This is a genomic window from Kitasatospora cinereorecta (assembly GCF_024172095.1).
In the GTDB taxonomy this organism is placed as follows: Bacteria; Actinomycetota; Actinomycetes; order Streptomycetales; family Streptomycetaceae; genus Kitasatospora; species Kitasatospora cinereorecta.
Window position 1 is genome coordinate 257339 of record NZ_JAMZDX010000005.1, and the last position, 23093, is coordinate 280431.

Sequence of the window (23093 nt, forward strand, 5' to 3'; positions counted from 1 at the left end):
GTCAGCGGGCCAGGTAGCCGCCGTCGACCGGCAGCACCGCGCCGGTGATGAACGACGCCTCGTCGGAGGCCAGGAAGAGGATGGCCCTGGCCACCTCCTCCGGCTCGCCGAGCCGGGCCATCGGGTGCTGGGCGACGATCGCCTCCAGGTACTCCGGTCCGCCCGGCTCGTCGGCCAGCGCGCGCACCCGGTCGGTGCGGATGGTGCCCGGCGCCACCGCGTTGACCCGGATGCCGCGGGCCGCCCACTCCACGGCCAGGTGCTTGGTCAGCCCGGTGGCCACGAACTTGGCGGGCCCGTACACCGCCTGGTCCGCCTGCCCGGCCAGGCCCGAGATCGACGACAGGCACACGATCGAGCCGCCGCCCGACCCGATCATCCACTCGATCGCGTACTTGCAGGTCAGGAACATGCCGCGGCCGTCCACCGCCATCACGCGGTCCCAGTCCTCGGGCGTCGCCTCCAGGACGTTCTGCAGCGGGATCACCCCCGCGTTGGCCACCAGGACGTCGATCCGCCCGTACGCGTCGACCGCGGCGGAGATCATCGTCTCGGCATCCTCGGCCACCGAGACGTCGCCGACCACGGTGCGGACCTCGGCCCCGGGCAGCGCGCGGTGGGCAGCGTCCAGCGCCGCGCCGTCCACGTCGGTCAGCACCAGCCGCGCGCCCTCGGCCGCGAACAGCTCCGCCGTCGCCCGCCCGATCCCGCGGGCCGCGCCGGTGATGACCGCCGCCTTGCCCGCCAATCGTCCGCCCATGCCGCCGCTCCCGGTTCCGCAGGTCAGGTGCCCGGCCCAGGATGCCCCACCCCGCCCGCCGGTCCGGGTCCACCGCGCCCGGCCGTCACCGCATCGGGCGATCCCCGCGGCGGCGGGGTGTGGGGAGGATCACCGTTCCGGCCGACCGTTCGGGCGCCTACGATCATGATCGCAGCCCCGCACCCCGGCATCGGAAGAGGCGTTCCTTGACCACCCCCACCGCTTCGCCCGACAGCTACTACCAGCGGGTCGGCGAGCACCGGTACAAGCCGACGGCGCTGGCCGGGGGCGCCTGGAACGTCGACGAGCAGCACTTCAGCCCGCTGGCCGGACTGACCGTCCACGCGATCGACCACCACCTCGCCGACCGCCCCGACCACGGCCTGACCCTGGCCCGGATCAGCTACGACATCCTTGGGCGGATCGCCCTCGACGAGTGCGAGATCACGGTCGAGACGCTGCGGCCCGGCCGCACCGTCGAGCTGCTGGAGGCCGTCGTCACGATCGCCGACCGGCCGGTGGTGCGGGCCCGGGCCTGGCTGCTGGCGACGCTCGACACCGCCGCGGTCGCCGACACCCCCGACGGGCGGCTGCCCGCGCCCGAGGACGTCGAGCCGTGGGCGATGAACGAGCTGTGGGACGGCGGCTACATCTCCTCGATCGAGGTGCGGCAGCCCGCCTCCGCCCGGCCCGGTCGCGCCAGTGCCTGGATCCGCAGCCGCGCCGAGCTGGTCGCCGGCGAGCCGAGCAGCCCGCTGGCGTCCTTCCTCGCCCTGGTGGACACCGCCAACGGCATCGCCGTGCAGCAGCCGCCCACCGCGTGGATGTACCCGAACGTCGACCTGACCGTCCATCTGCACCGCCGCCCGCAGGGGCCGTGGACCGGCCTGGACACCACCGTCAGCTTCGGCCCGGACGGCCTCGGCGTCACCAGCACCGTGCTCCACGACCTCACCGGCCCGGTCGGCCGCGCCGAACAGATCCTCACCGTCCGGCCCCAGCCTTCTCGCTAGCGCAGGGACGTCGCCGGGTGCAGCCACCCGAGTGGACTCGCCGCCGCACGGGACCGGCGGGCGGGCCCGGGAGCGGGAGCGGGTGTTGACGTGGACGGGCAACCGTCCGTCCCTCCCGTTCGGAGAACTCCCCCGCGATGCGACGCACCTCCTCCCTGCGGCTCGGCGCCGCGCTGCTGGCCGTCTCGGCCCTCGTCCCGCTCACCATCTCCCCCGCCGCCGCGGCCGTCACCGGACCGGCCCGTTCGGCGACCGCGCCGGCCGGCGCCGCCTCCCACCGGCCCGACGACGACTGCCCGCCGGGCGGCTTCAGCCCCGAGGTGACCGCCAAGCTGGATGCGGCGATCGACCAGGTCCGGCAGGAGACCGGAACGCCCGGTGTGATCGTCGGCCTGTGGATGCCCGGCCAGGGCACCTATGTGCGCGCCACCGGCGTCGCCGACAAGGCCACCGACCAGCCGATGAGCACCGACCTGTTCATGCGGATCGGCAGCGTGACCAAGACCTTCACCGCCACCACCGTGCTCGAACTGGTCGACCGGGGCCTGGTCGGGCTGGACGACCCCATCGCCGACTACGTCGACGGCGTTCCCGACGGTCAGCACATCACGATCCGCCAGCTGCTGGAGATGCGCAGCGGTCTGTTCTCGTACAGCGCGGACGAGGAGTTCGTCCACACCCTGGAGAGCGACCCGACCCGGTACTTCAGTCCGCAGGAGCTGCTCGCCTACGGCTACAAGCACGACAACATCTTCCCGCCCGGGGCGCAGTTCAACTACAGCAACAGCAACTACATCCTGCTGGGCCTGGTGGCCGAGAAGCTGGGCCGCGCGCCCATCGCGGACCTCGTCCGCGAGCGGGTGACCGAACCCTCCCACATGTACCGCACGCTCTTCCCCGTGGGCGCCGAGTTCCCCGACCCGCACGCCCACGGCTACACCAATCAGACCCTGGACGGGCAGACCGTCGACGCCACCGGCTGGAACACCAGTTGGGGCTGGTCCGCCGGCGCGATGATCTCCAACCTGCGCGACATGCACCGGTGGGCGAAGGTGATGGCGACCGGCACCCTGCTCAGCCCGGCCACCCAGGCGGAGCGCCTGAAGTTCCTGCCCACCGGCTTTCCCGGCACCGGGTACGGGCTGGGCATCTTCGAGACCCACGGCTGGATCGGCCACAACGGCTCGATCCCGGGCTACGAGGCGGTCAGCGTCTACCTGCCGGAGCAGAAGGCCACCCTGGTGGTCCTGATCAACACCGACATCCTGCACGACGGCAACGAGCCCAGCACCCTCTTCGCCCAGGCGATCACCCGGATCGTCACCCCGGACCACGTCTACGACCTCCCCGCGCAGGGGTAGTCCACGCGGCGCTGCTGCCCGGCGATACCGCGTCTTGACCCGCCGGACAGCAGCGCTTCACCTTGGGCGCTTATCATCAAGCCGCGCCGGACGGTGCTCAGCGCCGTCCAGCGCGTCGTGGCCCGGGTGTCGGCGCCGCACGCCACCACCACGACGGACAGGAACGCCTGATGCGCTGCGACCGACCGATACCCCTGGCGGGTGTCCGGTGATCAACTGGTTCCACGCGGCCGTGCTCGGCCTGATCCAGGGGCTGACCGAGTTCCTGCCGGTGTCCTCCAGTGCCCACCTGCGGGTCTCCTCCGCCCTGCTGGGCTGGGACGACCCGGGTGCCGCGTTCACCGCGGTGACCCAGCTGGGCACCGAGACCGCGGTACTGATCTACTTCCGCAAGGACATCGCCCGGATCATCTCGACCTGGGCGGCCTCGCTGGTCAAGCCGGAGCTGCGCTCCGACCCGAACGCCCGGATGGGCTGGTTCGTGATCGTCGGCACGCTGCCGATCGGCATCCTGGGCAAGCTGTTCCAGGACACCATCGAGACCCAGCTGCGCGACCTGCGGATCATCGGCACCACGCTGATCCTCTTCGGCGTGATCCTGGCATTCGCCGACCGGACCCGGGCGGTGCGCAGTGCCCGCCCGATCACCGCGCTGACCTTCCCGCACGCGCTCGGGTACGGCTTCGCCCAGTCGCTGGCGCTGATACCGGGCGTCTCCCGCTCGGGCGGCACGATCAGTGCGGGCCTGCTGCTCAGCTACAGCCGGGAGGCGGCGGCGCGGTACTCGTTCCTGCTGGCGATCCCGGCGGTGCTGGCGTCCGGGGTGCTGGAGCTGTTCAAGATCGGCGAGGGGCCGGCGCCCGCCTGGGGGCCGACCGTCCTGGCGACGCTGATCGCCTTCGTGGTCGGCTACGCGGCGATCGCCTGGTTCCTGAAGTACATCTCGAACAACAGCTTCACGCCGTTCGTGGTGTACCGGATCCTGCTCGGTGTGCTGATCATCGGCCTGGTGACCACGGGCTTCCTGGCCCCGGACGCCGGCGCGGTCCACTGACGGCTTGGCGCACACGAACGGGCCCGCCGCTCCCCTCCGGGGGAACGGCGGGCCCGTATCCGTGGGTGGGTCAGCGGGCGGAGCGGCGGCGCCACACCAGAGCGGCGAGGAGCGCCACCACGACGGCCACCACCACGCCGACCACCACGCCGGAGCCGCCGGAGGACGTCTTGGCGGCCGGTGCCGCCGCCGGGGTGGCGGCGGTCGGAGCCGCCGGCGCGCCGGAGGACGCGGAGACGGACGGAGCGGGAAGCGAGGCCGCCGGTGCGGCCTGCGGGGTGGACCCGGGCGCGGCCGGGCTCAGCGTGAGCACGGGCGCCGGGTGCTCGGGCTTGACCCCGGCCTGCGGCAGCTCGATCCACCGGTCGACGTGGCCGTCGGAGTAGCCGACCAGCGACTTGAAGGCCAGCTCCTTGGCGTCCGGCAACTGCATCACCTTGATCGCGTACTTCGCGTCCGCGCCGGGGGCGAGGGCCGGCCCGGACACCGTGTAGCCGCCCTCGGAGGGGGTCAGCTTCCACCCGGACGGGGCCGACGTCAGCACGATGTCGCCGGAGGCGATGCCGGTCGGCAGGGCGACCTTGATCTCGGTGATCCCGGCCGTGTCCGACTCGCCCTCGGCGTTGAAATCGATCATCACGATCTTGGCGAGCGCCTGCGGGTGGTCTGCCTCGACCTCGACGTGGGCGAAGGCGGGCACGGCGAGGGCCAGCGTGCCGCCCAGGGCGGCGACCGGCGTCAGGACGCGGGCGAGGAGACGGGTTCGCTGCATGGAAGTCGACAGTACACGCCGGGTGGCGGCGCCTATCGCGTTTCCCGGGAGGTCAGCCGGCCGCGTACGGCGGCGTGCACCTCGGCCTCCTCGGCCGGGTCGGCGGCCAGCCGGCGCAGGCGTTCCAGGACGCGGGCGTCGCCGGTGGTGGTGACGTGGTGGGCGGCCAGCTCGCGGGTGGCCTCCTCGCAGTCCCACAGGCACTCGACCGCGGGGCCCTCGGCGAAGTGCGGGTCGGTCTCGGCCAGGGCGCGGGCGGCCCGGCCGCGGAGCTCGGAGGAGACGGCTTCGCCGTACACGTGGCGCAGCGCGGGGACGGCTGCGGCGGCGGCCAGCCGCCCCGCACCGTCGACCAGGGTGCCGAGTCCGGCTCCGGTGACGCCGCGGACCGAGATCCACCGGCGCAGTCCGGCGACCACCAGGGCGGCGTCGCAGGGTTCGCCGGCGTCGGCGAGGAGCTGCACGGCGGCGTCGGCGAGGGCGCTGTCGGCGCCGCCGGGGCCCTGGTCGGCCCAGCGGCGGGCGTGGGCGAGGGCTTCCGGGCCGCGCATCCGGCCGAGCAGTTGCAGGGCGGCCTCGACGATCCGGCAGTCGACGTCGGACGCGGCGCCCTCGATCAGGGCGGCGGCGGCCGGGTCGCGTTGCTCGACGAGGTGGCGCAGGGCGGCGATCCGGGCCCCGGGCTCACCGCGCTCGGCGGCGGTGAGCAGCAGCGGACGGTCCTCGGGGCGGACCACGGCGGTCAGGCAGCGGGCGGCCGCGGCGGCGCGGCGGGCGACGGCGGACAGGTCGGCCTTCGACCCGGACTCCGCCTGGTCGGCCCAGGCCAGCACGTCGGAGGTGGACCAGCCGGGGGTGACCCCGGGCCGGTTCAGCTGGCGCTGCCACAGGTCGAAGGGCGACTGCTCGCTCGCGGTGGCGACTCTGGGGTGGTGGGCGGCCCACAGCCGCCAGGGCCGGGGCTCGTACGCGGAACGGATGGCGGCGCGCAGCTCGGCGTCGCCCTCCGGGTCGGCCGGAAAGCGGCCGAGCACGTCGGGGGCGAGGGCGAGCAGGGAACGGTCGTCGTCGCGCAGCGCCAGCTCGTCCAGCGCCCAGGCCCAGTTGCTGCCCGTGGCGACGTAGCGGCGCAGCAGGTCGAGGGCGTCCCGGCGGCCGTACGCGGCGAGGTGGCCGAGGACGGACAGGGCGAGGCCGGTGCGGGCCTCGTCGTCGTCCCGGGCGTCCTCGGGTGAGGTGAGGTGGAGCTCGAGGCCCGTCAGCGGGGCCTCCAGCTCCATGTAGAGGCGCGCGTAGTACAAGGAGCGGTTCTCGACCTGCCAGTCGGCGCGGGGATCGTCGGTCACGCAGGCCTCGAGCGCGGCGATCGCCTCGCCCCGGTCGGCTGCCAACGCATGCAGCTGCCCGTCACCGCGGCCCCGCTGCAGGAGGCCGAGGAGGCTGGCGCTGGGCGCTATCACTGGCTCGAACATGAGGTCAGCATCCGTTGCGGCGGTCGTCGAGGCAACGGGATTTTCCGTCGCCGGGGTCGGTTGGTCCAGCTCAGGCGCCCGGGCGCCGGAATCACCGAAGGTTACCGCCTGGGGGGCCGATCCGCACACAGGGCGACCGGATCCGGCTCGGGAACCGGACCCTCCGTACCGGATCGGCATATTCCCCTGGATTCTCCCGCCCGCGATCCGCAGCCGCGGACGGACCGCGAAAAGCGGACGGATCACGAAGGAAAGGCGGTCCGGATCAGACCGTCCGCCGCCGGACCGGCATCACCGCGTCGATCTCGTCCCGTAGCTCGGCGACGGCCGGCAGGCCCTGGTAGCGGGCCGAGAGCCGGTACATCTCGCGCAGCCGGTCCCAGGTGCGCAGCGAGGAGGTGTCGTTGATGGAGGCCAGCGCCAGTTTGGCCTGGACCTGCGCCTCGTCCGGTTCGCCGGAGATCCAGTAGACCGAGGCCAGGGTGATCCGGTCGAGCAGCGCCGAGCGCTCGCGGCCGGTCTCCTGCCGCAGGTCGATGGCCTGCCGGGCGTGCCGCTCGGCGAGCCGGGCGGCGCCCGGGTCGTGCTCGGCGAGGGTGCGGTAGACCAGTGCCTGCATGCCGTGCAGCTCGGCCTCGTTGAACAGCTGCATCCAGCTGGGCGCGGAGTCCTGCGGCTCCTGGACGAACAGCTCCTCGGCCTCGCCGAGCACCCGGTGGGTGGCGTCGGAGCGGCCGAGCGAGGCCTGCGCCCAGGCCTCGACGGTGTGCAGCATGGCGCGGGTGCGGGGCAGCGCCCGGTCGCCGGCGCTGGCCTGGGCGAGGCGCATCAGCTCCAGCGCGTCGTCGGCCCGGCCGAGGTGGAGCATCTGGCGGGCGGCGCGGGAGATCGCCTCGCCGGCCCTGGGCCGGTCGTCGGCCTCCCGGGCGGCCTGGGCGGCGATCACGAAGTAGCGCTGGGCGGTGGGCTCCAGGCCGACGTCGTGGGACATCCAGCCGGCCAGGACGGCGAGGTTGGCGGCGACCGTCCACAGCCGGCGCTCGACCGCGGGCGTGTGGGTGTGCGTGAGCAGGCCGCCGACCTCGTTCAACTGGCCGACCACGGCCTTGCGCTGGAGGCCGCCGCCGCGCGAGGCGTCCCAGGCGCGGAACACCTCGACCGAGCGTTCGAGGGCGGCCACCTCGTCGTTGCCGACGGGTCCGGGTTCGTAGACGTCGATGACGGGCAGCGCGCCGCCCTGGGTGATCACCTGGCGGGGACCGGGACGCCCGGCCGCGTACGCCACGTCCTCACCCGTGAGCCAGTCGTGGAGGTTGTCGGCGATGACGGTGCCGGCAGCGAGCGCGGCGCCCGCGCCGACCAGACCGCGTCGGTTGAGCATGAGGTCCATTCCCGTGAACTCGGTGAGGACCGCGGCCGTCCGATCCGGCGCCCAGGGCACTGCCGGCGGTGTCGCTGAGCTGCCGGACCTGGTGGGCCGGTGTCGTTCCAGACCGAGATCCTCAGTGGTGACGACACGGCCGAGCCGCTCCGTGAACACGGCGGCCAGCACCCTCGGCACGGGATCGCGGGGAACCTCCCCCTGCTCGATCCAGCGCCGCACCCGCGAGGTGTCGGTGGACAGCTGCTGCTGGCCCATCGCCGCGCCCCGCCGGTTGACCAGCCTGGCCAGTTCGCCCTTGGACCAACCGGTCAGGGCGAAGAGGTCGGCGAGTCGGGTGTTCGGCTGCTTCGATGCCACGTGAAGCCCCCAGGTTCCTCGGCTGGCATCGACATTAAGGTCTCTGGCCTATGCCACGCGACCATTCGCCAGGCTTCGCCAGGGTGCGCTACGTGGTGTGCCAGTGGCGATCGGGTGTCAGGTAGGAATGCGCCACCCCGACCCCGCGTCGGGAAGGCCCGAGATCACGGCGGGAGTTCACCCGACGTACCGTCAACGGCCGTCCGTGCGAAACGACACGGGGGGTGGCGCGCCCGGGTGGCGCGGGGGCGCCGGGCATGGCACGGCAGTCGGACCGGTCCGCATTCCCCAGGGTGCGAGCCGGCCCGGGCGGCCGCCTCCGTGCCCGGCGCCCGCGCCCCACCCGACGGACCCGGCACCCTCACCACCGCAGCACCGCCGGAACCGCAGCCACGCCGTCGGCCAGGAAGGGACCCTCACCACCCCATGTACTCCGCAGCCAGCACCGGCGCCCTCCCGTCGACCACTGTCGGCCCCGACGGAGGCAGCGCGCGCCACACCGCCAGCCAGGCCAGGACCGGACTGCGGCCGCCCACCGCGGCCGGCGGCCGTCCCGCCCCGCGCTCCGCCGAACTGCGCGACCCGCGAGCCCGGACCACCCTGGTCACCCGCCCGATGGAGGCCGGCGTCCGGCCCGGCGGCGCCCGGGTGCTCGCCGGCCGCACCGCCGAGGCCTTCGTGGACCGGGTCGACCCGGCGGCACTGCAGACTCCCGCGGTACGGGCGGTGCTCGCCAACATCGCGCGGATATGTCCCGCCTTCCTCCCCCGCCAGGTGCTCCGGGAGGGCAGCCGCCACATCCTCATCGCCGGCACCATCGGGCGCGCCCCGGTGGTCGCCAAGTGCCTGGCCCCGGGCGCGCTGCGCAGCCCGCAGGCCGAGCAGCTGGTGGAGCGCTTCCACCACGAGGTCGCGGTCTACCGGGCGTTCGTCCGGCACCGCCCGCCGGTGCGGCTGCCCCGGCTGGTGGCGGCCGACCACGACCGCTGCGTGCTGGTGCTGGAGCGGGTGCCGGGCCGGCCGGCGTCCCGGGAGCGGCACCCGGTGAACGCGCCGACCCCGGGCGAGGTGCGCGCGGTGCTGGGCGCGGTCCGCACGCTCAACCTGTGGCGCCCGCCGGCGGACGTCTTCGGCCGGCCGCTGGACTACCAGCTGGAGATCGCCCGCTTCCACTCGGTCGGCCAGCTGACCGACCGGGACGCCGGCGACCTGCGCGGACTGCTGCACGGCCTGGCCGCCACCCCCTGGCAGCTGTGCCACGGCGACGCGCTGCTCGGCAACATGCTGCTCGCACCCTCCGGCCCGGTGCTGCTCGACTGGGAGCAGGCCGGCTGGTACCTGCCCGGCTACGACCTGGCGGTGCTGTGGAGCGTGCTCTCCGGGGACACCGCGGCGCGCCGGCAGATCAGCCAACTCGCCCAGTCGGGCGGCACCCTGGCCCGGGACGCCTTCCTGGTCAACCTGGTCCTGGTGCTGATGCGGGAAATCCGCCTGCACGACGTCCCGGGCGCGGGCGAGGAGCAGCGGATCATGATCCGCCGGCTGTACGACGACGCGGCGCTGGCCCGGCGCGCGGTGCGGGCGGCCGTCGGCACCCGCTGACCGCGCGCCCCCGGCCGGATCAGCGCGCCGGATCAGATCATCGGATCAGCCCAGGAGCGAGCGGCCCACCGCGTCCAGGACCCGGTCCTCGGCGGTGAAGTGGGCCCGTCCGCTCAGCGCGTCGCGCAGGTGACGCTCCAACGGGTGACGCCGGCTCAGACCGTCCTGGCCGGCCAGCACGACGGCCTCCCGGGCCACCGCGGTGACCGTGCGGTTGACCAGGAGCCCGGCCGCACCGGTCCGCTCCAGGGCGGCCGGATCACCGCGGTCGACCCGGGCGGCCAGGCCGTGCACCAGTTCCTCCGCGCCGATCAGCGAGCACTCCAGCTCGCCCAGCGCGGCCCGGTGGCACGGCGCTCCGGCCGGGGCGCCCCGGCCGAGCCGGCGGACCAGCCAGTCCTGCGCGGCCCGGCCCACCCCGAGCAGCACCGCGGCGAGCGCCAGTTCGCGCCAGGCCTCGGCGGTCCGGTCCGGACCGCTCGGGGGCGCGAGGCGCACCGCGGCCTCCGGGTTCACCCGTACCCGGTCCAGGACCACGTCGTGCAGGGCGCAGGCACGCAGTCCGATCAGTTCGCTGCCGGGATCGATCTCCACTCCGGCGCTGTCCCCGCGTACCAGGAACAGGCCGACCCGCGGCTGCGGCTCGTCGGTCCGGGCCCGGACGGCCATCCAGGCGAGCGCCTCGGCGCCGGGGCAGTCGGCCTGACGGCCGCTCAGCAGCCAGCCCTCGCCGTCCCGGTGGGCGGTGACGGCGGGCGGATCGGCGCGCAGGGTGTCGACCAGGGCGGGGCCGCGCCGCGACTCGGTGAGGAGTCGGCGGTAGAGCCCGGCCGGCCAGGCGCCGGTCCGGGCCTGCTCGGCGTGGAGCAGCAGGGTGGGCGCGGTGAGCAGCGCCACCGACGCGTCGCCCCGGCCGAGCCGGGCGAGCACCTGGACGGTGTCGGCGAGGGTGGCGCCGGGTCCGCCGTGGCGCGGGCCGACGGTCAGGGTGAGCAGGCCGGCCTCGTGCACGGCCTCGATGCCCTGGTACGGGAAGGTGCCGTCGCGGTCGTGCTCCTCGGCGCGGGCGGCGAGCAGGTCGACCACCCGCGGCAGGCGGGCGAGGGCGTCGGCTATCGCGGCGCGGGCGTCCGGGCTGGGGACGGTCCTGGTCATGACGGGTGTGCCTCCGGGCGGGCGACTGAAGTCGGCGTACGGCGCCGGCGGGCGCGTACGGGAATGGCCGAAACTCTCAGTGCGCCGGACAGCTCGCGCCCGGGGTGCGCTTCAGGTCGACATGGATGCGCCGGGTGAGCACCCGTGGGCGTGGTCGCATCTGGAGACAGGCCCCTAACCCTGCTGGAACATCTCCGCGGGCAGCGGCTTGAGCAGCTGGTAGAGGTCGTCCGAAATCGGTCGGTCCCAGGAGGCGATGGTGACCTGGACGCCGTCGCTGCGGCCGAACTGGGAGCAGTACAGGCGCTCCTCGGTGACCTTGACCTTCTTCACGATCAGCAGGTCGTCCCCGAGCATGACCGGAAAGTCCTCGGCCGAGAGGAAGTCGACCTGCTCCTCGTTCTCGAGGGCCGCGAGCAGCTGCCGGACCTCGAAGGGCACCCCGTCCTCGGACTCGCGCGCGGGCGAGCCCTCCGGCAGGTTGCCGATCAGCATCGCGGGGCCGCGGCCGCCGAGCAGGTCGTAGCGCAGGAAGATGCCCTGGCAGGAGCCGTCCGAGCCGGTCATCATCATGGCCCCGAAGTAGCCGGGCCAGTCGCCCGGATCCATCGCGAGCACGTCGAAGTCCGGGCCGGCGGGGGCGCCGGAGCGACGGCGGAGAAATGACATGACACCATCGTACGTGGCCGGTGCAGCCTGCCCAGTGGGCGGGTCCGCCATCAGGCCGAGATCTACGCTCAGGGACCAATGTTGACTCTGAGCAACCGTCCGGGCTACGTTCGGTTCAGCACGACGGCCACTGTGGGCTCGCCCCACCGGGGGGTGGCATGTCGCATGCGTGCAGTGGCACGCGTTTCCTCACTGCACAGACGTCGTGCGAAAGACCTGCTCCAATGTTCCACACCACAGGCCAGGTTCGCGTGGGGCCCTCAGCCCGTCGCACACGCGAGCCTCGGCCCGGGAATACCGCCGCGTGGGGGCGTGCGGATCCCGGGCCACTGGCCCCGCTGCCGGGTAGCACCCGGACGCGGGACCGACTCCCATTGCGGCGGGCGTCGCACCCTGGTGCGGCCGGCTTGGGGAGGCCCGTCCTCGGCGCCGGTGACGGGCAGCACAGCGGGCGCCGTGCACGACCGCGTGGGGGCGGTCGGCACGGCGTCTGCCTGCTCTTACTGTGATCCCAGGCTTGTCGAACAGTCAACAAGTTCCGGTCCATCAGAATTCAACTGTGACCTCGGTGTCCACACTGTGGACACCTCGGGTTCAGGTCAGGTCGAATTCGCCGTCGCGCGCCCCCAGGACGAACGCCCGCCACTCCGCCGGGGTGAAGATCAGCGCCGGCCCGTCCGGGTCCGTGCCGTCCCGCATCGCGATGTAGCCCTCGACGAACGCGATCTGCACCTCGCCCCGGCCCTGGCTGCCGGACAGCCACTCGGCGCCGGTCAGATCCAGCTCCACCTTGCCGCGAGCCGCCGTGTCGGTGGTCATGTCGTGCTCCTCCCAGTCGTCCGAATGCCAGCGTAACCACGCGGTGCCACCCGAACGGCGGATCGCGCGCAGACCCGCCACGCGACGGTCGAACTGGGGCAACAGCCCGCCCGGGGGCAGCCCGGTGTGCTAGGGCGTGTCCCGCCCGTCGGGCCGGGCGGACTTGTCAGAGTGGTCCCCGTACCCGACTCTCGCCGACCGCAGGCCCCAGGGAGCAGCCGATGGACCGCCGGGACGCCACCCGCGCCGACGTCATCCCCATCACCACGGCCCCCTCGGCCCCGCACCCGGCGCCCGTCCCGCGGCCGACCCGGCCGGCCGGGCACGGGCGGGTCGGGGTGGTGCTGGTCTCCCACAGCCAGGACCTGGCGGCGGCCGCCCGGGACCTGGCGCTGGCGGTCGCGAACACCGACGACCCGGCGCCGGTCGCCGCCACCGGCGGCTCGATCGCCGACGGCCTGGGCATCAGCGCCGTGCTCATCGCCGCCGCGGCCCGCCGGGTGGACCAGGGGCACGGCGTCGCCGTCCTGTGCGACCTGGGCGAGGCGGTCTCCACCGTGCTGGCCCTGCTCTCCGAGGCGGACGAGCACGGGCTGCCCTTCCCGGTCCGGTTCGCCGACGCGCCGTTCGTCGAGGGCGCGGTGGCCGCGGTGGTCACCGCCACCGCCGGCGGCGACCTCTCGGCGGTGCTGGACGCGGCCGAGGAGACCTACCGCGAGCACAAGCGCTGACCGTTTTCTCCTCTCAGCTGAACGGTTTCTCCCCTTCCGGAGTCGACAGTCGCGTTTTCGCCCGGCGGCCCGAACCGCTCGCTACGATCGATGACAAGGCCAAACTCGGCCGTGGCTGGGGGGAGTTGTACATGCGCGTGGTCATCACCGGCGGCGCCGGATTCATCGGGGCCAACCTGGCCCGAGCACTCGTGGCCCACCCGGAGGTGGGCCAGGTCCGCGTGGTGGACGATCTGTCCACCGGCCGCAAAGCCAACCTGGACGGGCTGCCCGTCACCTTCCTCGAGGGGTCCGTGCTCGACCCCGACCTGCTGGACGAGGCGTTCACCGGCGCCGACGCGGTGGTCCACCTGGCCGCGCTGCCCTCGGTGCCCCGCTCGATCGCCGACCCGGTGCCCAGCCACCACGCCAACGCCACCGGCACCCTTCAGGTCCTCCAGGCGGCCCGCCGGGCGGGCGGCCTGTACACGGTGGCCGCCTCCTCGTCCTCGGTGTACGGCGCCAACCGGGAGCTGCCCAAGCGCGAGACCATGCGCACCGCGCCGATGAGCCCGTACGCGGTCTCCAAGCTGGCCGCCGAGTCCTACCTCGCCGCCTACCACCACTGCTACGGCCTGGGCGTGCTGCCGCTGCGCTTCTTCAACGTCTTCGGGCCGCTGCAGCCGGCCGGCCACGCCTACGCCGCCGTGGTGCCGTCCTTCCTGGACGCCGCCCTGGCCGGCCGGCCGCTGACCGTCCACGGCGACGGCGGGCAGAGCCGCGACTTCACCTACGTCGGGACGGTCACCCAGGTGCTGACCGAGGCCGTGCTGCGGCAGGTGGTGCACCCGGATCCGGTCAATCTCGCGTTCGGCACCCGCACCAGCCTGCTGGAGCTGATCGGCCGGCTCGGCGACGTCCTCGGGCAACCGCTGGAGACCGTCCACACCGAGCCGCGGCCGGGCGACGTCCGCGACTCCCAGGCCGACAACACCCGCCTGCGCGAGCTGTTCCCGGACGTGGTGCCGGTCCCGCTGGTGGAGGGCCTGGAGCGGACCACGGAGTGGTTCCGCACCGGCTCGGCCGTGGTCTAGCGCGCCCGGGCCGGGGTGGCGAGGTCGAAGGAGGCCGGGCCGGTGCAGGTCAGGGCGCGCTCGACCCGGGTGCGGGCGCTGTCGTCCAGCTCCGGCAGCGCGCCCGGGGCGAACCAGCCGACCTCCAGCGACTCGTCGTCGTTGACCCTCGCCTCCCCGGACACCCGGCGGCAGCGGAAGGTCAGCTCCAGGTACTGGGCCCGGTCGCCGTTCGGGTAGTCCAGCATCGGCGAGACCGTGACCGAGGTGAGCAGCTCCGGCTCGACGACCACCCCGGTCTCCTCCAGGCACTCGCGCACCGCGGCGTCGGCGGGCTGCTCGCCGGGGTCGATGATGCCGCTGATCACCGACCAGCGGCCGGTGTCGGTCCGGCGGCCGAGCAGCACCCGCCCCTGCTCGTCGAGGACGACGGCGGAGACGCCGGAGAGCCAGAGCGGGCGGGTGCCGACGATCGCGCGGAGGTCGGCGAGGAACTCGGGAATGGCCATGGGCCGAGCCTATGGCCTGCGCCGGGCGTCCCGCCCCCGATGCCTGCTGCCTGCTGTCTGCTGTCTGCTGTCTGCTGTCAGGCGTCGCGGACCAGCGGCCGGGCCGGGGAGCCGATCACGGTGGTCCCGGCGGGCACGTCGCGGGTGACCACGGCGGCGGCGCCGACGAAGGCGCCCCGGCCGATCTTGCGGCCCTGCAGCACCACGGCGTTGGAGCCGACCGTGGTGTCGTCCTCCAGCAGCACCGACCCGGACACATTGCCGCCCGGATAGACCGTCACCCGGTCACCGAGCACGGTGTCGTGGCCGACCGTGGCGTTGTAGTGCACCTGGCTGTGCGCGCCGAGCCGGACCGAGGACGAGACGTACGCGCCGCCCATGACCAGGCAGCCCGGGCCGAGTTCGGTCTCCGGGGCGATCAGGGCGCGCGGGTGGACCAGGGTGGCCGGCCGGCCGCCGCGGCCGTCCAGCAGGGCGGCCAGCCGCTCCCGTACGGCGGGGTCGGCGATGCCGATCAGGTACGGGCTGCCGGGCGGCAGTTCGGCGGGGGCGAGGACCGGCAGCCCGCGGACGGTGAGGCCGACGGCCCGGTCGTCCAGGAACCCGGCGACGGGGACGCCCGCGGCGAATGCGGTGTCCAGGGCCTCGCGGCCGACACCGCCGGCTCCCGCGATCCAGAGCATGCTGTGGTGGTCCTTCCGGGCGGGGGCGGGTCACAGGCCGCGGCCCGGTGCGGTCCTCGTGGAGCCAAGGGGGCTCTCGGGGGCTCTCGGCGCGGTGGCAGGAGCCTACCGGGGTGCCGCCGGCGCCGTCCGGTGTTCGGCGCCGGCGGTCCGGCGGTCAGTGCGGCGCCTGCTCCGGGGCGAGCCGCTGGCGGGGCAGGACGATCCGCTGCGGGACCGGCGCCTCGGCGGCGGAGGCCTGGGCGACAGGCACCTGGGCGGGGATCGGGAAGCCCGGGTTGACCCCGCCCTCGGCGGTGATCCCGGTGGGACGCAGCAGCATCCTGGCGGTCAGGACCAGGATCCGCAGGTCGAGCAGGAGCGTGCGGTTGGCGATGTACCAGAGGTCGAGTTCGATCCGCTCCGGCCAGGTGATGGAGTTGCGACCGCGGACCTGGGCCCAGCCGGTGAGTCCCGGCCGGACCGCGAGCCGGCCGCGCTGGCGGGTGGAGTAGTGGACGACCTGCTCGGGCAGGGTGGGCCGGGGCCCGATGACGCCCATGTCACCGCGGGCGACGTTCCACAGCTGCGGCAGTTCGTCGAGGCTGGTCTTGCGGAGCAGGGCGCCGAGCCGGGTGATCCGGGGTGCGTCCGGCTCGTCGTCGAAGCGCTTGTCGCGCATGGTACGGAACTTGAGGATCCGGAATTCCCTGCCCTCCCGGCCGGTGCGGGTCTGCCGGAAGATCACCGGTCCGCCCATGGTGCAGCGGATCAGCAGGGCGATCACCAGGCCGAGCGGGATCGCGATGATCCCGGCCAGCGCGGCGACCGCGAGGTCCCCCCCTCGCTTCATTTGTCCCCCCAACTGGTGTGGTGCGGTGGGTGGTGGCGGATCATCCGACCGTCCAGGGCAGGCCGCGCGCCCTGGCGACGGCGGCGTAGGTCTGCAACGAGACCCGGGCCACCGCCCGCTGGTCGAACCGATCCAGGGCGCGGCGACGGGCGGCCGTACCCAGCTCTGCGCGCAGGCCCGGCTCGGTGAGGAGCCGGTCGAGCGCGGCGGTCAGGGCCCGGGCGTCGCCGGGCGGGGTGAGCAGCAGGTGTTCGCCGTGGGTGCCGATCTCGCGGCAGCCGCGGATGTCGCTCAGCACCATGGGGAGACCGCAGGCGGCGGCCTCCATGGCGGAGCGGGAGAACCCCTCCCGGTAGGAGGGGAGCACGAAGAGGTCGAGGGCGGCGTAGACGGCGGGCATGTCGTCGCGGCTGCCGAGGAACGCGACACCCTGCTCGGCCTCGCGCAGGGCGTCGGACTTGTCGGGGTCGTCCGGGCCGATCCAGACGAACCTGGCCTTGCCGGCCAGGGCCCGGGCAGCCTCGGCGTACTCGCGGATGCCCTTCTCGGCGACCCGCCGGCCGACGCCGCCGACCAGCAGTTCGTCGTCGGCGACGCCGAGTTCGGCGCGCAGCCGGGCGCGGACGGCGGGGCCGGTCTCGAACCGGGTGAGGTCGACGCCGTTGCCGACCACCCGGGAGCGGAAGGCGGGGACGGCGCGGGCCAGGGCGGCCCGGTCCTCGGCGTTCTGGTACAGCTCGGCGTGCGAGAAGCGGCCCGCGAAGGCCTCGGCGCCGAGCACGAACGCCCGTCTCGCCAGCGGGTCGTGGGCCTGGGCCCAGAGCCCGTGGCAGGTGTTGACCACCACCGGGACGCCGGCCAGGCGGCCCAGCACCCGGCCGAGGACGCCGGTCTTCGGATTGTGGGTGTGCAGCACGTCGGGCCGGATCCGGCGCAGCGCCGCGAGCAGTTCGCGGCCGGCGGCCAGGTCGGCGCGCGGGTGCCAGGACCGGGTGAGCGAGGGCAGCGGCTCGTGCCGCACCCCGATCGCCTGCAGCCGGTCCACGTACGGGCCGGGCGCGCTGATGCCGTACGTCTCGAAGCCGGCCTCCAGGTCGACCTTGAGTTCGGTGGCCAGCAGCAGGTGCAGGCTCATGTCGACGGTGGTGAGGTGGGCGACCCGCAGGGGGCGGCCGCCGGGGCCGCGCAGCCGGGGCTCAGGCACGGGCGCCCACCGCCTTGGCGGTGGCGACGATCCCGGCGTACGTGCGCTCGGGGACCAGCCGGCCGTAGAGCTTGGCGCGGAAGAAGTCGATCGGGTCGGTGCGGCGGACCGGGACTCGGAGGAACCGGGCCGGGTCCTGGCCGGGGAGGTTGCGGCCGACCTGGCCGGTGGCGGAGGTGCGGAAGCGGGCGCGCAGGGCGTGCTCCATGTGCGGTACGGGCACTCCCCAGGTGTAGGCGAAGTGCCGGGGGCGGGTGCCGAGGTGCTGTTCGACGTCGTCGCCGCAGCCGTCCAGCTCTGCGGCGCTGAGCAGCTCGGGCCGGGCGTGGCTGCGGGTGTGGTTGGCGACCGTGCACAGGCCGGAGGCGGCCATCTCCTTCAGCTGCTCCCAGCCGAGACCGGGGGCTCCGGCGCCCTTGGCGGTCGAGCCCTCCCAGCGCATCTCGCCGCCGACGTGGCCGCTGGCCAGGTAGACGGTGAAGGGGAGGTTGCGTTCGCGCAGCAGCGGCCAGGCGTTCTGGTACACGTCGGCGAAGCCGTCGTCGAAGGTGAGCACGGTGCTGGGGGTCCGGCGGTCGGCCCGCAGGCGGTCGGTGGCCTCGTCGATGGAGACGACGCGGCCGGGTGGGAGTTCGGCGAGCAGGTCGACCTGGGCGGTGAAGTCGGCGGTGGCGACATCGAGCTCGTCGCCGGTGCCGCCGCCGACGCGGTGGTAGATGAGCAGCGTCGCACCCTCGCCGGGGACGGAGCCGGCGGCGCGGGCGAGCTGCTGCTTGATCCGGGTCCTGAGGCCGGCGGGTGCCGGGGTGGTGCCCATGGTTCCCCCCTCTGAGGTGCGCCCTCCCCGGCGCCGAGGTTCACAGTAGGGGGATGTGTGGGGCTGATGCCCCGGAAATGTGAAAGAAGTGAGCAGGGAGGCCGAAAAACAGCCGGTCCGACCGGACCTGTCCGAATGGGGGCCGATTCTGGCGTCCGCGTGCCGTCTTTATCGGAACGGCTACAGGGGCGCGACAGGCACGATTACGGGGTCGCGCCGTCGTTCGGGCGGATCAGCGCGACCGCGACCCGGGCCAGCAGGAGCACGCCCGCACCGAGGCAGCCGGCCACCGCCATCGCCCACGCCGGGCCGTCGGTGTCCGGCACCGCCACGGCCACCACGATGCCGAGCGCCACGCACCCGGCTCCGACCAGGGTGAGCAGCAGCCGGTGGCGCCGCAACGCACAGTCGCTCCACAGCCACGACCAGCGAGTAGCCGTTCGATGACGTCCCGTGCCTGCCATGCCTTCAACGGTAACGCGGAAACCCCTCCCGGGCCCGCCGCCGACGCACCCACTGTGGTGGATTCGGGGGCTGTCGGGGCGGTCCGGCGGACGCCCACGAAATCTCGCCGTCCGGCGTACAACCATCTCGGCCCGTCGGCGGTCTCCACTACATTGAGCGATCCAGGAGCCGTCCGTCGCGTGGGTTGGGAGTCCCCACGGCGGACCGGATCATCCGGGGGCGGAGCCGCCGCGCCCGGAGTCGGAGGCCGGGCTCCGCCTGCCGACGGTACCGCCACGCCGCGCGCCGGCGACCGAGGGGGGAACCGTGCCGTACTCCGCTTCCACGACCGTCAGCACCCCACTGCAACCCTCCGCCACCTCCAGCACCGTCCGCGCCCGGCGCGACCGCGCCGGCTGGCTGCGCTTCTCCCCCGCCCAGCCCCTGTTCCGCGCCCGCGCCGCCCAGCGGCTCGCGGTACTGGCCTTCCACGGGGTGACCGACCCGCGCTCGTTCGCCGCCCAGCTCGACCGGCTCCGCCGCTTCGCCACCCCCGTCTCGCTCCAGGCGGTCGAGCAGTCCGTCGCCGAGGGGCGGCCGCTGCCGCCCCGCTCGGTCCTGATCACCTTCGACGACACCGACCGCACCGTCCTCACCCACGCGCTGCCCGCCCTGGTCGCCCGCCGGATCCCGGCCGCCGCCTTCGTGATCGCCGAGCTGATCGGCACCGACCAGCCGTTCTGGTGGCACGAGGCGGCGTTCCTCGCCCGGCACGGCGGCCGGGCCCGCCTGCTGCCCACCGGCGACCCCGCCCGGGTGCTCGCCCTGCTCAAGGCCCTGCCCGACCCGGACCGCCGGCGCAGCCTCCACGAACTGCGGGTCTCCGCCACCCGGCGCTCCCCGCACCAGGAACAGCTCGACCCGGACGACCTGCGGACCCTGCGCGACGCCGACGTGGCGATCGGCAACCACACCCTCGGCCACCCCTCGCTCAGCCGCTGCGACGACGCCACCGTGCACGCCGAGATCACCGGCGCCCACCTGGCACTCGAGCGCTGGCTCGGCGAGGCGCCGAGCGCCTTCGCCTACCCCGACGGCGGGTACGACCCGCGGGCCGACTCGGTCCTGCGACAGCTCGGCTACCGGGTCGGCTTCCTCTCCGACCACCGGCTCGGCCCCCGCCTGCCCGCCCACCCGCTGCGGATCAGCCGGCTGCAGGTCGAGGCCACCACCAGCACCCGCCGCTTCGACACCATCCTCTCCGGCCTCGAACCCGCCCTGCAGCGCTGGCGGGGCGCCACCGCCTGACGACCGGCCTACTCCAGCAGGTGCGCGCGCAGGGCCTGGACGGTGCTCCCGTCCAGGCCCAGCGTGGCCGTGGCATAGGCGTACGGGGAGCCGTGCGCGGCGGTGAGGTCCGCGAGGAAGCGCTCCATCAGCTCCGCCGGGGCGCGACCGTAGCCCGGCCAGCCGAGTTCCCGGCCGGGGTGACGCTCGCGCCAGTCGGCGACCAGCCGGTCGGTGGCCAGGCCGGTGAGGGCGAAGTCGGCGACGATCTGCTCCTCGTCCACCCCGAGCAGGGTCAGGACCAGGGCGGCGATGATGCCGGTGCGATCCTTGCCGGAGGCGCAGTGGAACACCAGCGGCGCGCTGTCCGCGGCGGCGATCACCCGCAGCGCCTCCGCTATCTCGGTGACGCCGTCCTCGGTGACCTCGGCGAACTTCCCGGCGAGGAAGACCGCCGGATCGATGTCCGGGCCGAGGGCCGCCTGGTCGTACGGGCGGTGCTCGATGCTCAGGTTGTGCCAGTCCACGCCGGGCAGTTCCGGGGCGCGGCCCGCCTGTTCGATCTCCCAGGGGTAGCGCAGGTCGATCACCGTCCGGATGCCGAGTTGCGTGAAGCGCTCCGTGTCGTCGCCGGCGAGCTTGCCGAGCGAGTCGGAGCGGTAGAGGCGCTGCGGGCGGACGGTCCGGCCGTCTGCGGTGCGGTAGCCGCCGAGGTCGCGGAAGTTGTGCAGTCGGTCGAACTCCAGGTGCCTGATCATCATCCCGGCAGCCTAGGACCTCGGCTGACGAGCAGTCAGACCCGGTCCCGGCGTCGCTCGGCGGCGGCTTCCTGACCTGGTCGGCTGGGATGGGTGCTTCGGCGGGGGGTGGCCGGCCGCGGGGGGGGTGGTGCGGGTAGTGGGCGGGTGCGGCGCGGTGTCTTCCGTTTCGCGCAGGTCCTCGCGCCCCTGGGGGTGACCTGGACGGCTGGGGTCGGTGCTTCGACGGGACCGGGGGCGGGTGCGGCGCGGTGCCTTTCGGTTCGCGCAGGTCCTCGTGCCCCTGGGGGTGACCTGGGCGGTCGGTGGGGGTCAGACCGGGAGGTCGGCGGTGCGGGCGATCAGGCGGCCCTCGGGGTAGTGGGTGGCGGCCGGGGGGAGGGTGCCGGGGCGGCCGCTGTGCAGGACGGTGAGGCGGCCGGTGCCCGGGGCGTGGGCGGTGTCGCCGACCCGGCGCAGGGCCTGGGCGGCGACGGCGTCCGCGGAGCCGTAGAACCGCAGCGGGTCGGTGGCCCGGCCGACGAGTGCGGCGCGGATGCGGTCGGCGACCAGCTCGTAGTGGGTGCAGCCGAGGACCAGGACGTCGGTGTGCTCGGGGGTGCGGGCGGCGGCGTCGGCGACGGCCGCGTCGACGGCGTCGTCGTCGCCGCGTTCCACGGCGTCCGCGAGGCCCGGGCAGGCGACCTCGGTGACGTCGGCGGTGCCGCCGAACTCGGCGATCAGGTTGCGCTGGTAGGCGCTGCCGGTGGTGGCGGGGGTGGCCCAGATGGCGACCCGGCCGCCGGCCGCGGCGGCGGGCTTGATCGCGGGGACGGTGCCGATCACCGGGATGCCGGGCTCGAGCTCGAGCCGGATCCGGTCCAGCGCGTGCACGGAGGCGGTGTTGCAGGCGACGATCAGGGCGTCGGGCTGCAGCTCGGCGGCGGCGCGGGCGCAGGCGAGGGCGCGCTCGGTCAGGTCCTCGGGGGTGCGCGGGCCCCAGGGCATGCCGTCGGGGTCGGAGGAGATCACCAGGTCGGCGTCGGGCCGCAGGGTGCGCAGCGCCGCGGCGGCGGCGATCAGGCCGATTCCGGAGTCCACCAGTGCGATCTTCACGAGGCACGACTCTACTCGACCGCGTCGTCCGGGCCGGGCGACGCGGGATGGGGCAGACTGCGGGAATGGCGGTCCTGCTGTGGGTGTCGGCGCTGTCCCTGCTGGTGTGGCTGTGGTTGGCGGTCGGCCACGGGTTCTTCTGGCGGACGGATCAGCGGCTGCCCACGCGGCGCGACCCCGGGCGGTGGCCGCGGGTGGCGGTGGTGGTGCCGGCCCGGGACGAGGCCGGGGTGCTGCCGGACAGCCTGCCGACCCTGCTGGCCCAGGACTATCCGGGCGAGGCACGGGTGATCCTGGTGGACGACCACAGTTCGGACGGCACCGGTGAGCTGGCCGCCGCGCTGGCCGACGGGCCGGACGGCGGGGGTCTGCCGCTGACCGTGACCACTCCTCCCCCACTGCCGGAGGGCTGGACCGGCAAGCTGTGGGCGCTGCGCCACGGCGTGGAGCTGGCGGGCGACGCGCAGTGGCTGCTGCTGACCGACGCGGACATCGCGCACGGCCCGACCTCGCTGCGCGAGCTGGTCGCGGCCGCCGAGGGGAACGGCCTGGACCTGGTGTCGCAGATGGCCCGGCTGCGGGTGCGCACCGGGTGGGAGCGGCTGATCGTGCCGGCGTTCGTGTACTTCTTCGCGCAGCTGTACCCGTTCCGGTGGAGCAACCGTCCCGGTGGCCGGACGGCCGCCGCCGCGGGCGGCTGCTCGCTGGTGCGGCGGACGGCGCTGGAGCGGATCGGCGGGGTGGCGGCGATCCGCGGGGCGGTGATCGACGACGTGTCGCTGGCCCGGGAGGTCAAGCGGTCCGGCGGCCGGACCTGGCTGGGGCTGGCCGAGCAGGTGGACAGCGTCCGCCCGTACCCGGGGCTGGGGCCGCTGTGGCGGATGGTGTCGCGCAGCGCGTATGCGCAGCTGCGGCACTCGGTGGTGCTGCTGGCCGGGACGGTGCTGGGGCTGTCGCTGGTGTACCTGGTGCCGCCGGCGGCCCTCGCGGTCGGCCTGGCCGCCGGGTGGTGGGGGCCGGCCGTGCTCGGTGGCGCGGCGTGGGCGGTGATGGCGGGGACGTACCTGCCGATGCTGCGCTACTACCGGCAGCCGGCGTGGGCGGCGGTGCTGCTGCCGTTCACTGCGCTGCTGTACCTGCTGATGACGGTGGACTCGGCGGTACAGCACTGGCGCGGCCGGGGCGCCGCCTGGAAGGGCCGGACCTACCCCCGCCCGGCGGAGCCGGCGCGCCACGAGGGACGCGCGTGAACCCCCGCGCAGT

23 protein-coding genes are annotated in these 23093 nt (G+C 74.4%); 8 read left to right on the top strand and 15 right to left on the bottom strand.

Going from position 1 to position 23093, the window contains the following annotated elements:
- Window position 1: 1 nt before the first annotated feature.
- A complete protein-coding gene (locus FHR36_RS26795; RefSeq protein ID WP_253801121.1) occupies window positions 2-760 on the bottom strand; it encodes an SDR family NAD(P)-dependent oxidoreductase in 759 nt (252 codons plus the stop codon).
- 206 nt (window positions 761-966) lie between these two features.
- Here FHR36_RS26795 and FHR36_RS26800 point away from each other — a divergent pair, with 206 nt between their 5' ends.
- From FHR36_RS26800 to FHR36_RS26810, 3 genes are all read left to right on the top strand, one after another.
- On the top strand, window positions 967-1773 hold the full coding sequence (locus FHR36_RS26800) for a thioesterase family protein (protein WP_253801123.1): 807 nt from the start codon (window positions 967-969) through the stop codon (window positions 1771-1773).
- A gap of 137 nt (window positions 1774-1910) precedes the next feature.
- Entirely contained in the window at window positions 1911-3134 is a 1224-nt protein-coding gene (locus tag FHR36_RS26805; protein WP_253801125.1) for a serine hydrolase domain-containing protein, read from the top strand.
- Window positions 3135-3345: 211 nt separating this feature from the next.
- Window positions 3346-4188: an undecaprenyl-diphosphate phosphatase gene (locus tag FHR36_RS26810; RefSeq protein ID WP_253801928.1), complete on the top strand. Its 843-nt coding sequence runs from the start codon at window positions 3346-3348 to the stop codon at window positions 4186-4188.
- 70 nt (window positions 4189-4258) lie between these two features.
- On the opposite strand, the gene FHR36_RS26815 is transcribed toward FHR36_RS26810, so the two are convergent.
- The 3 genes from FHR36_RS26815 to FHR36_RS26825 form a co-directional block, all read right to left on the bottom strand.
- On the bottom strand, window positions 4259-4960 hold the full coding sequence (locus FHR36_RS26815; protein ID WP_253801127.1) for a DUF1775 domain-containing protein: 702 nt from the start codon (window positions 4958-4960) through the stop codon (window positions 4259-4261).
- A 32-nt stretch (window positions 4961-4992) separates the two neighbouring features.
- Window positions 4993-6432, bottom strand: a complete 1440-nt coding sequence (locus tag FHR36_RS26820) for a HEAT repeat domain-containing protein (protein ID WP_253801129.1) — start codon at window positions 6430-6432, stop codon at window positions 4993-4995.
- A 265-nt stretch (window positions 6433-6697) separates the two neighbouring features.
- Window positions 6698-8173, bottom strand: a complete 1476-nt coding sequence (locus FHR36_RS26825) for a DNA-binding protein NsdB (protein ID WP_253801132.1) — start codon at window positions 8171-8173, stop codon at window positions 6698-6700.
- A 615-nt stretch (window positions 8174-8788) separates the two neighbouring features.
- Between FHR36_RS26825 and FHR36_RS26830 the strand changes: the two genes are divergently transcribed.
- The gene (locus FHR36_RS26830) at window positions 8789-9775 is read left to right on the top strand and encodes an aminoglycoside phosphotransferase family protein (RefSeq protein ID WP_380231305.1); all 987 of its coding nucleotides are present in this window, start codon (window positions 8789-8791) and stop codon (window positions 9773-9775) included.
- A gap of 45 nt (window positions 9776-9820) precedes the next feature.
- On the opposite strand, the gene FHR36_RS26835 is transcribed toward FHR36_RS26830, so the two are convergent.
- The 3 genes from FHR36_RS26835 to FHR36_RS26845 form a co-directional block, all read right to left on the bottom strand.
- Window positions 9821-10930 carry an acyl-CoA dehydrogenase family protein gene (locus FHR36_RS26835; RefSeq protein WP_253801136.1) on the bottom strand — a complete coding sequence of 370 codons (1110 nt, stop codon included), beginning with the start codon at window positions 10928-10930 and terminating at the stop codon, window positions 9821-9823.
- Window positions 10931-11104: 174 nt separating this feature from the next.
- Window positions 11105-11599: a hypothetical protein gene (locus FHR36_RS26840; RefSeq protein ID WP_253801138.1), complete on the bottom strand. Its 495-nt coding sequence runs from the start codon at window positions 11597-11599 to the stop codon at window positions 11105-11107.
- A gap of 594 nt (window positions 11600-12193) precedes the next feature.
- Window positions 12194-12418 (bottom strand): DUF397 domain-containing protein, encoded by a 225-nt coding sequence (locus FHR36_RS26845; protein WP_253801139.1) that lies wholly within the window; start codon window positions 12416-12418, stop codon window positions 12194-12196.
- Window positions 12419-12639: 221 nt separating this feature from the next.
- Between FHR36_RS26845 and FHR36_RS26850 the strand changes: the two genes are divergently transcribed.
- Window positions 12640-13149 carry a PTS-dependent dihydroxyacetone kinase phosphotransferase subunit DhaM gene (locus tag FHR36_RS26850; protein WP_253801140.1) on the top strand — a complete coding sequence of 170 codons (510 nt, stop codon included), beginning with the start codon at window positions 12640-12642 and terminating at the stop codon, window positions 13147-13149.
- Window positions 13150-13280: 131 nt separating this feature from the next.
- A complete protein-coding gene (locus tag FHR36_RS26855) occupies window positions 13281-14222 on the top strand; it encodes an NAD-dependent epimerase/dehydratase family protein (protein ID WP_253801142.1) in 942 nt (313 codons plus the stop codon).
- On the opposite strand, the gene FHR36_RS26860 is transcribed toward FHR36_RS26855, so the two are convergent.
- The 6 genes from FHR36_RS26860 to FHR36_RS26885 form a co-directional block, all read right to left on the bottom strand.
- Window positions 14219-14710 carry an NUDIX hydrolase gene (locus tag FHR36_RS26860; protein ID WP_253801144.1) on the bottom strand — a complete coding sequence of 164 codons (492 nt, stop codon included), beginning with the start codon at window positions 14708-14710 and terminating at the stop codon, window positions 14219-14221. The genes FHR36_RS26855 and FHR36_RS26860 overlap by 4 nt on opposite strands.
- A gap of 77 nt (window positions 14711-14787) precedes the next feature.
- On the bottom strand, window positions 14788-15393 hold the full coding sequence (locus FHR36_RS26865) for an acetyltransferase (RefSeq protein ID WP_253801146.1): 606 nt from the start codon (window positions 15391-15393) through the stop codon (window positions 14788-14790).
- A gap of 157 nt (window positions 15394-15550) precedes the next feature.
- Window positions 15551-16225: a sugar transferase gene (locus tag FHR36_RS26870; RefSeq protein ID WP_253801148.1), complete on the bottom strand. Its 675-nt coding sequence runs from the start codon at window positions 16223-16225 to the stop codon at window positions 15551-15553.
- Between the two features lie 40 nt (window positions 16226-16265).
- Window positions 16266-17429 (bottom strand): glycosyltransferase family 4 protein, encoded by a 1164-nt coding sequence (locus FHR36_RS26875; protein ID WP_253801151.1) that lies wholly within the window; start codon window positions 17427-17429, stop codon window positions 16266-16268.
- Window positions 17422-18246 carry a polysaccharide deacetylase family protein gene (locus FHR36_RS26880; RefSeq protein WP_253801153.1) on the bottom strand — a complete coding sequence of 275 codons (825 nt, stop codon included), beginning with the start codon at window positions 18244-18246 and terminating at the stop codon, window positions 17422-17424. Before FHR36_RS26880 ends, FHR36_RS26875 begins: the two co-directional genes overlap by 8 nt.
- 203 nt (window positions 18247-18449) lie before the next feature.
- Complete coding sequence (locus tag FHR36_RS26885; protein WP_253801155.1) at window positions 18450-18710, bottom strand: hypothetical protein; 261 nt, start codon at window positions 18708-18710, stop codon at window positions 18450-18452.
- Window positions 18711-19017: 307 nt separating this feature from the next.
- Between FHR36_RS26885 and FHR36_RS26890 the strand changes: the two genes are divergently transcribed.
- Window positions 19018-19998 (top strand): polysaccharide deacetylase family protein, encoded by a 981-nt coding sequence (locus tag FHR36_RS26890; RefSeq protein WP_253801157.1) that lies wholly within the window; start codon window positions 19018-19020, stop codon window positions 19996-19998.
- A gap of 8 nt (window positions 19999-20006) precedes the next feature.
- Here the strand turns inward: FHR36_RS26890 and FHR36_RS26895 are convergent, their stop codons facing one another.
- Window positions 20007-20735, bottom strand: coding sequence for a tyrosine-protein phosphatase (locus tag FHR36_RS26895; RefSeq protein ID WP_253801930.1), 729 nt, complete (start codon window positions 20733-20735; stop codon window positions 20007-20009).
- A 312-nt stretch (window positions 20736-21047) separates the two neighbouring features.
- The gene (locus FHR36_RS26900) at window positions 21048-21830 is read right to left on the bottom strand and encodes a glutamate racemase (protein ID WP_253801159.1); all 783 of its coding nucleotides are present in this window, start codon (window positions 21828-21830) and stop codon (window positions 21048-21050) included.
- A gap of 65 nt (window positions 21831-21895) precedes the next feature.
- On the opposite strand from FHR36_RS26900, the gene FHR36_RS26905 reads away from it, so the two are divergent.
- Window positions 21896-23080, top strand: a complete 1185-nt coding sequence (locus tag FHR36_RS26905) for a glycosyltransferase (RefSeq protein ID WP_253801161.1) — start codon at window positions 21896-21898, stop codon at window positions 23078-23080.
- The last annotated feature ends 13 nt before the right edge of the window (window positions 23081-23093 follow it).

Coding starts and splice junctions, on each gene's coding strand:
- FHR36_RS26795 (WP_253801121.1), bottom strand. CDS start 760: ATGGGCGGACGATTGGCGGGCAAGGCGGCGGTCATCACCGGCGCGGCC.
- FHR36_RS26805 (WP_253801125.1), top strand. CDS start 1,911: ATGCGACGCACCTCCTCCCTGCGGCTCGGCGCCGCGCTGCTGGCCGTC.
- FHR36_RS26815 (WP_253801127.1), bottom strand. CDS start 4,960: ATGCAGCGAACCCGTCTCCTCGCCCGCGTCCTGACGCCGGTCGCCGCC.
- FHR36_RS26820 (WP_253801129.1), bottom strand. CDS start 6,432: ATGTTCGAGCCAGTGATAGCGCCCAGCGCCAGCCTCCTCGGCCTCCTG.
- FHR36_RS26830 (WP_380231305.1), top strand. CDS start 8,789: ATGGAGGCCGGCGTCCGGCCCGGCGGCGCCCGGGTGCTCGCCGGCCGC.
- FHR36_RS26835 (WP_253801136.1), bottom strand. CDS start 10,930: ATGACCAGGACCGTCCCCAGCCCGGACGCCCGCGCCGCGATAGCCGAC.
- FHR36_RS26840 (WP_253801138.1), bottom strand. CDS start 11,599: ATGTCATTTCTCCGCCGTCGCTCCGGCGCCCCCGCCGGCCCGGACTTC.
- FHR36_RS26845 (WP_253801139.1), bottom strand. CDS start 12,418: ATGACCACCGACACGGCGGCTCGCGGCAAGGTGGAGCTGGATCTGACC.
- FHR36_RS26850 (WP_253801140.1), top strand. CDS start 12,640: ATGGACCGCCGGGACGCCACCCGCGCCGACGTCATCCCCATCACCACG.
- FHR36_RS26855 (WP_253801142.1), top strand. CDS start 13,281: ATGCGCGTGGTCATCACCGGCGGCGCCGGATTCATCGGGGCCAACCTG.
- FHR36_RS26860 (WP_253801144.1), bottom strand. CDS start 14,710: ATGGCCATTCCCGAGTTCCTCGCCGACCTCCGCGCGATCGTCGGCACC.
- FHR36_RS26865 (WP_253801146.1), bottom strand. CDS start 15,393: ATGCTCTGGATCGCGGGAGCCGGCGGTGTCGGCCGCGAGGCCCTGGAC.
- FHR36_RS26870 (WP_253801148.1), bottom strand. CDS start 16,225: ATGAAGCGAGGGGGGGACCTCGCGGTCGCCGCGCTGGCCGGGATCATC.
- FHR36_RS26880 (WP_253801153.1), bottom strand. CDS start 18,246: ATGGGCACCACCCCGGCACCCGCCGGCCTCAGGACCCGGATCAAGCAG.
- FHR36_RS26885 (WP_253801155.1), bottom strand. CDS start 18,710: ATGGCAGGCACGGGACGTCATCGAACGGCTACTCGCTGGTCGTGGCTG.
- FHR36_RS26895 (WP_253801930.1), bottom strand. CDS start 20,735: ATGATCAGGCACCTGGAGTTCGACCGACTGCACAACTTCCGCGACCTC.
- FHR36_RS26905 (WP_253801161.1), top strand. CDS start 21,896: ATGGCGGTCCTGCTGTGGGTGTCGGCGCTGTCCCTGCTGGTGTGGCTG.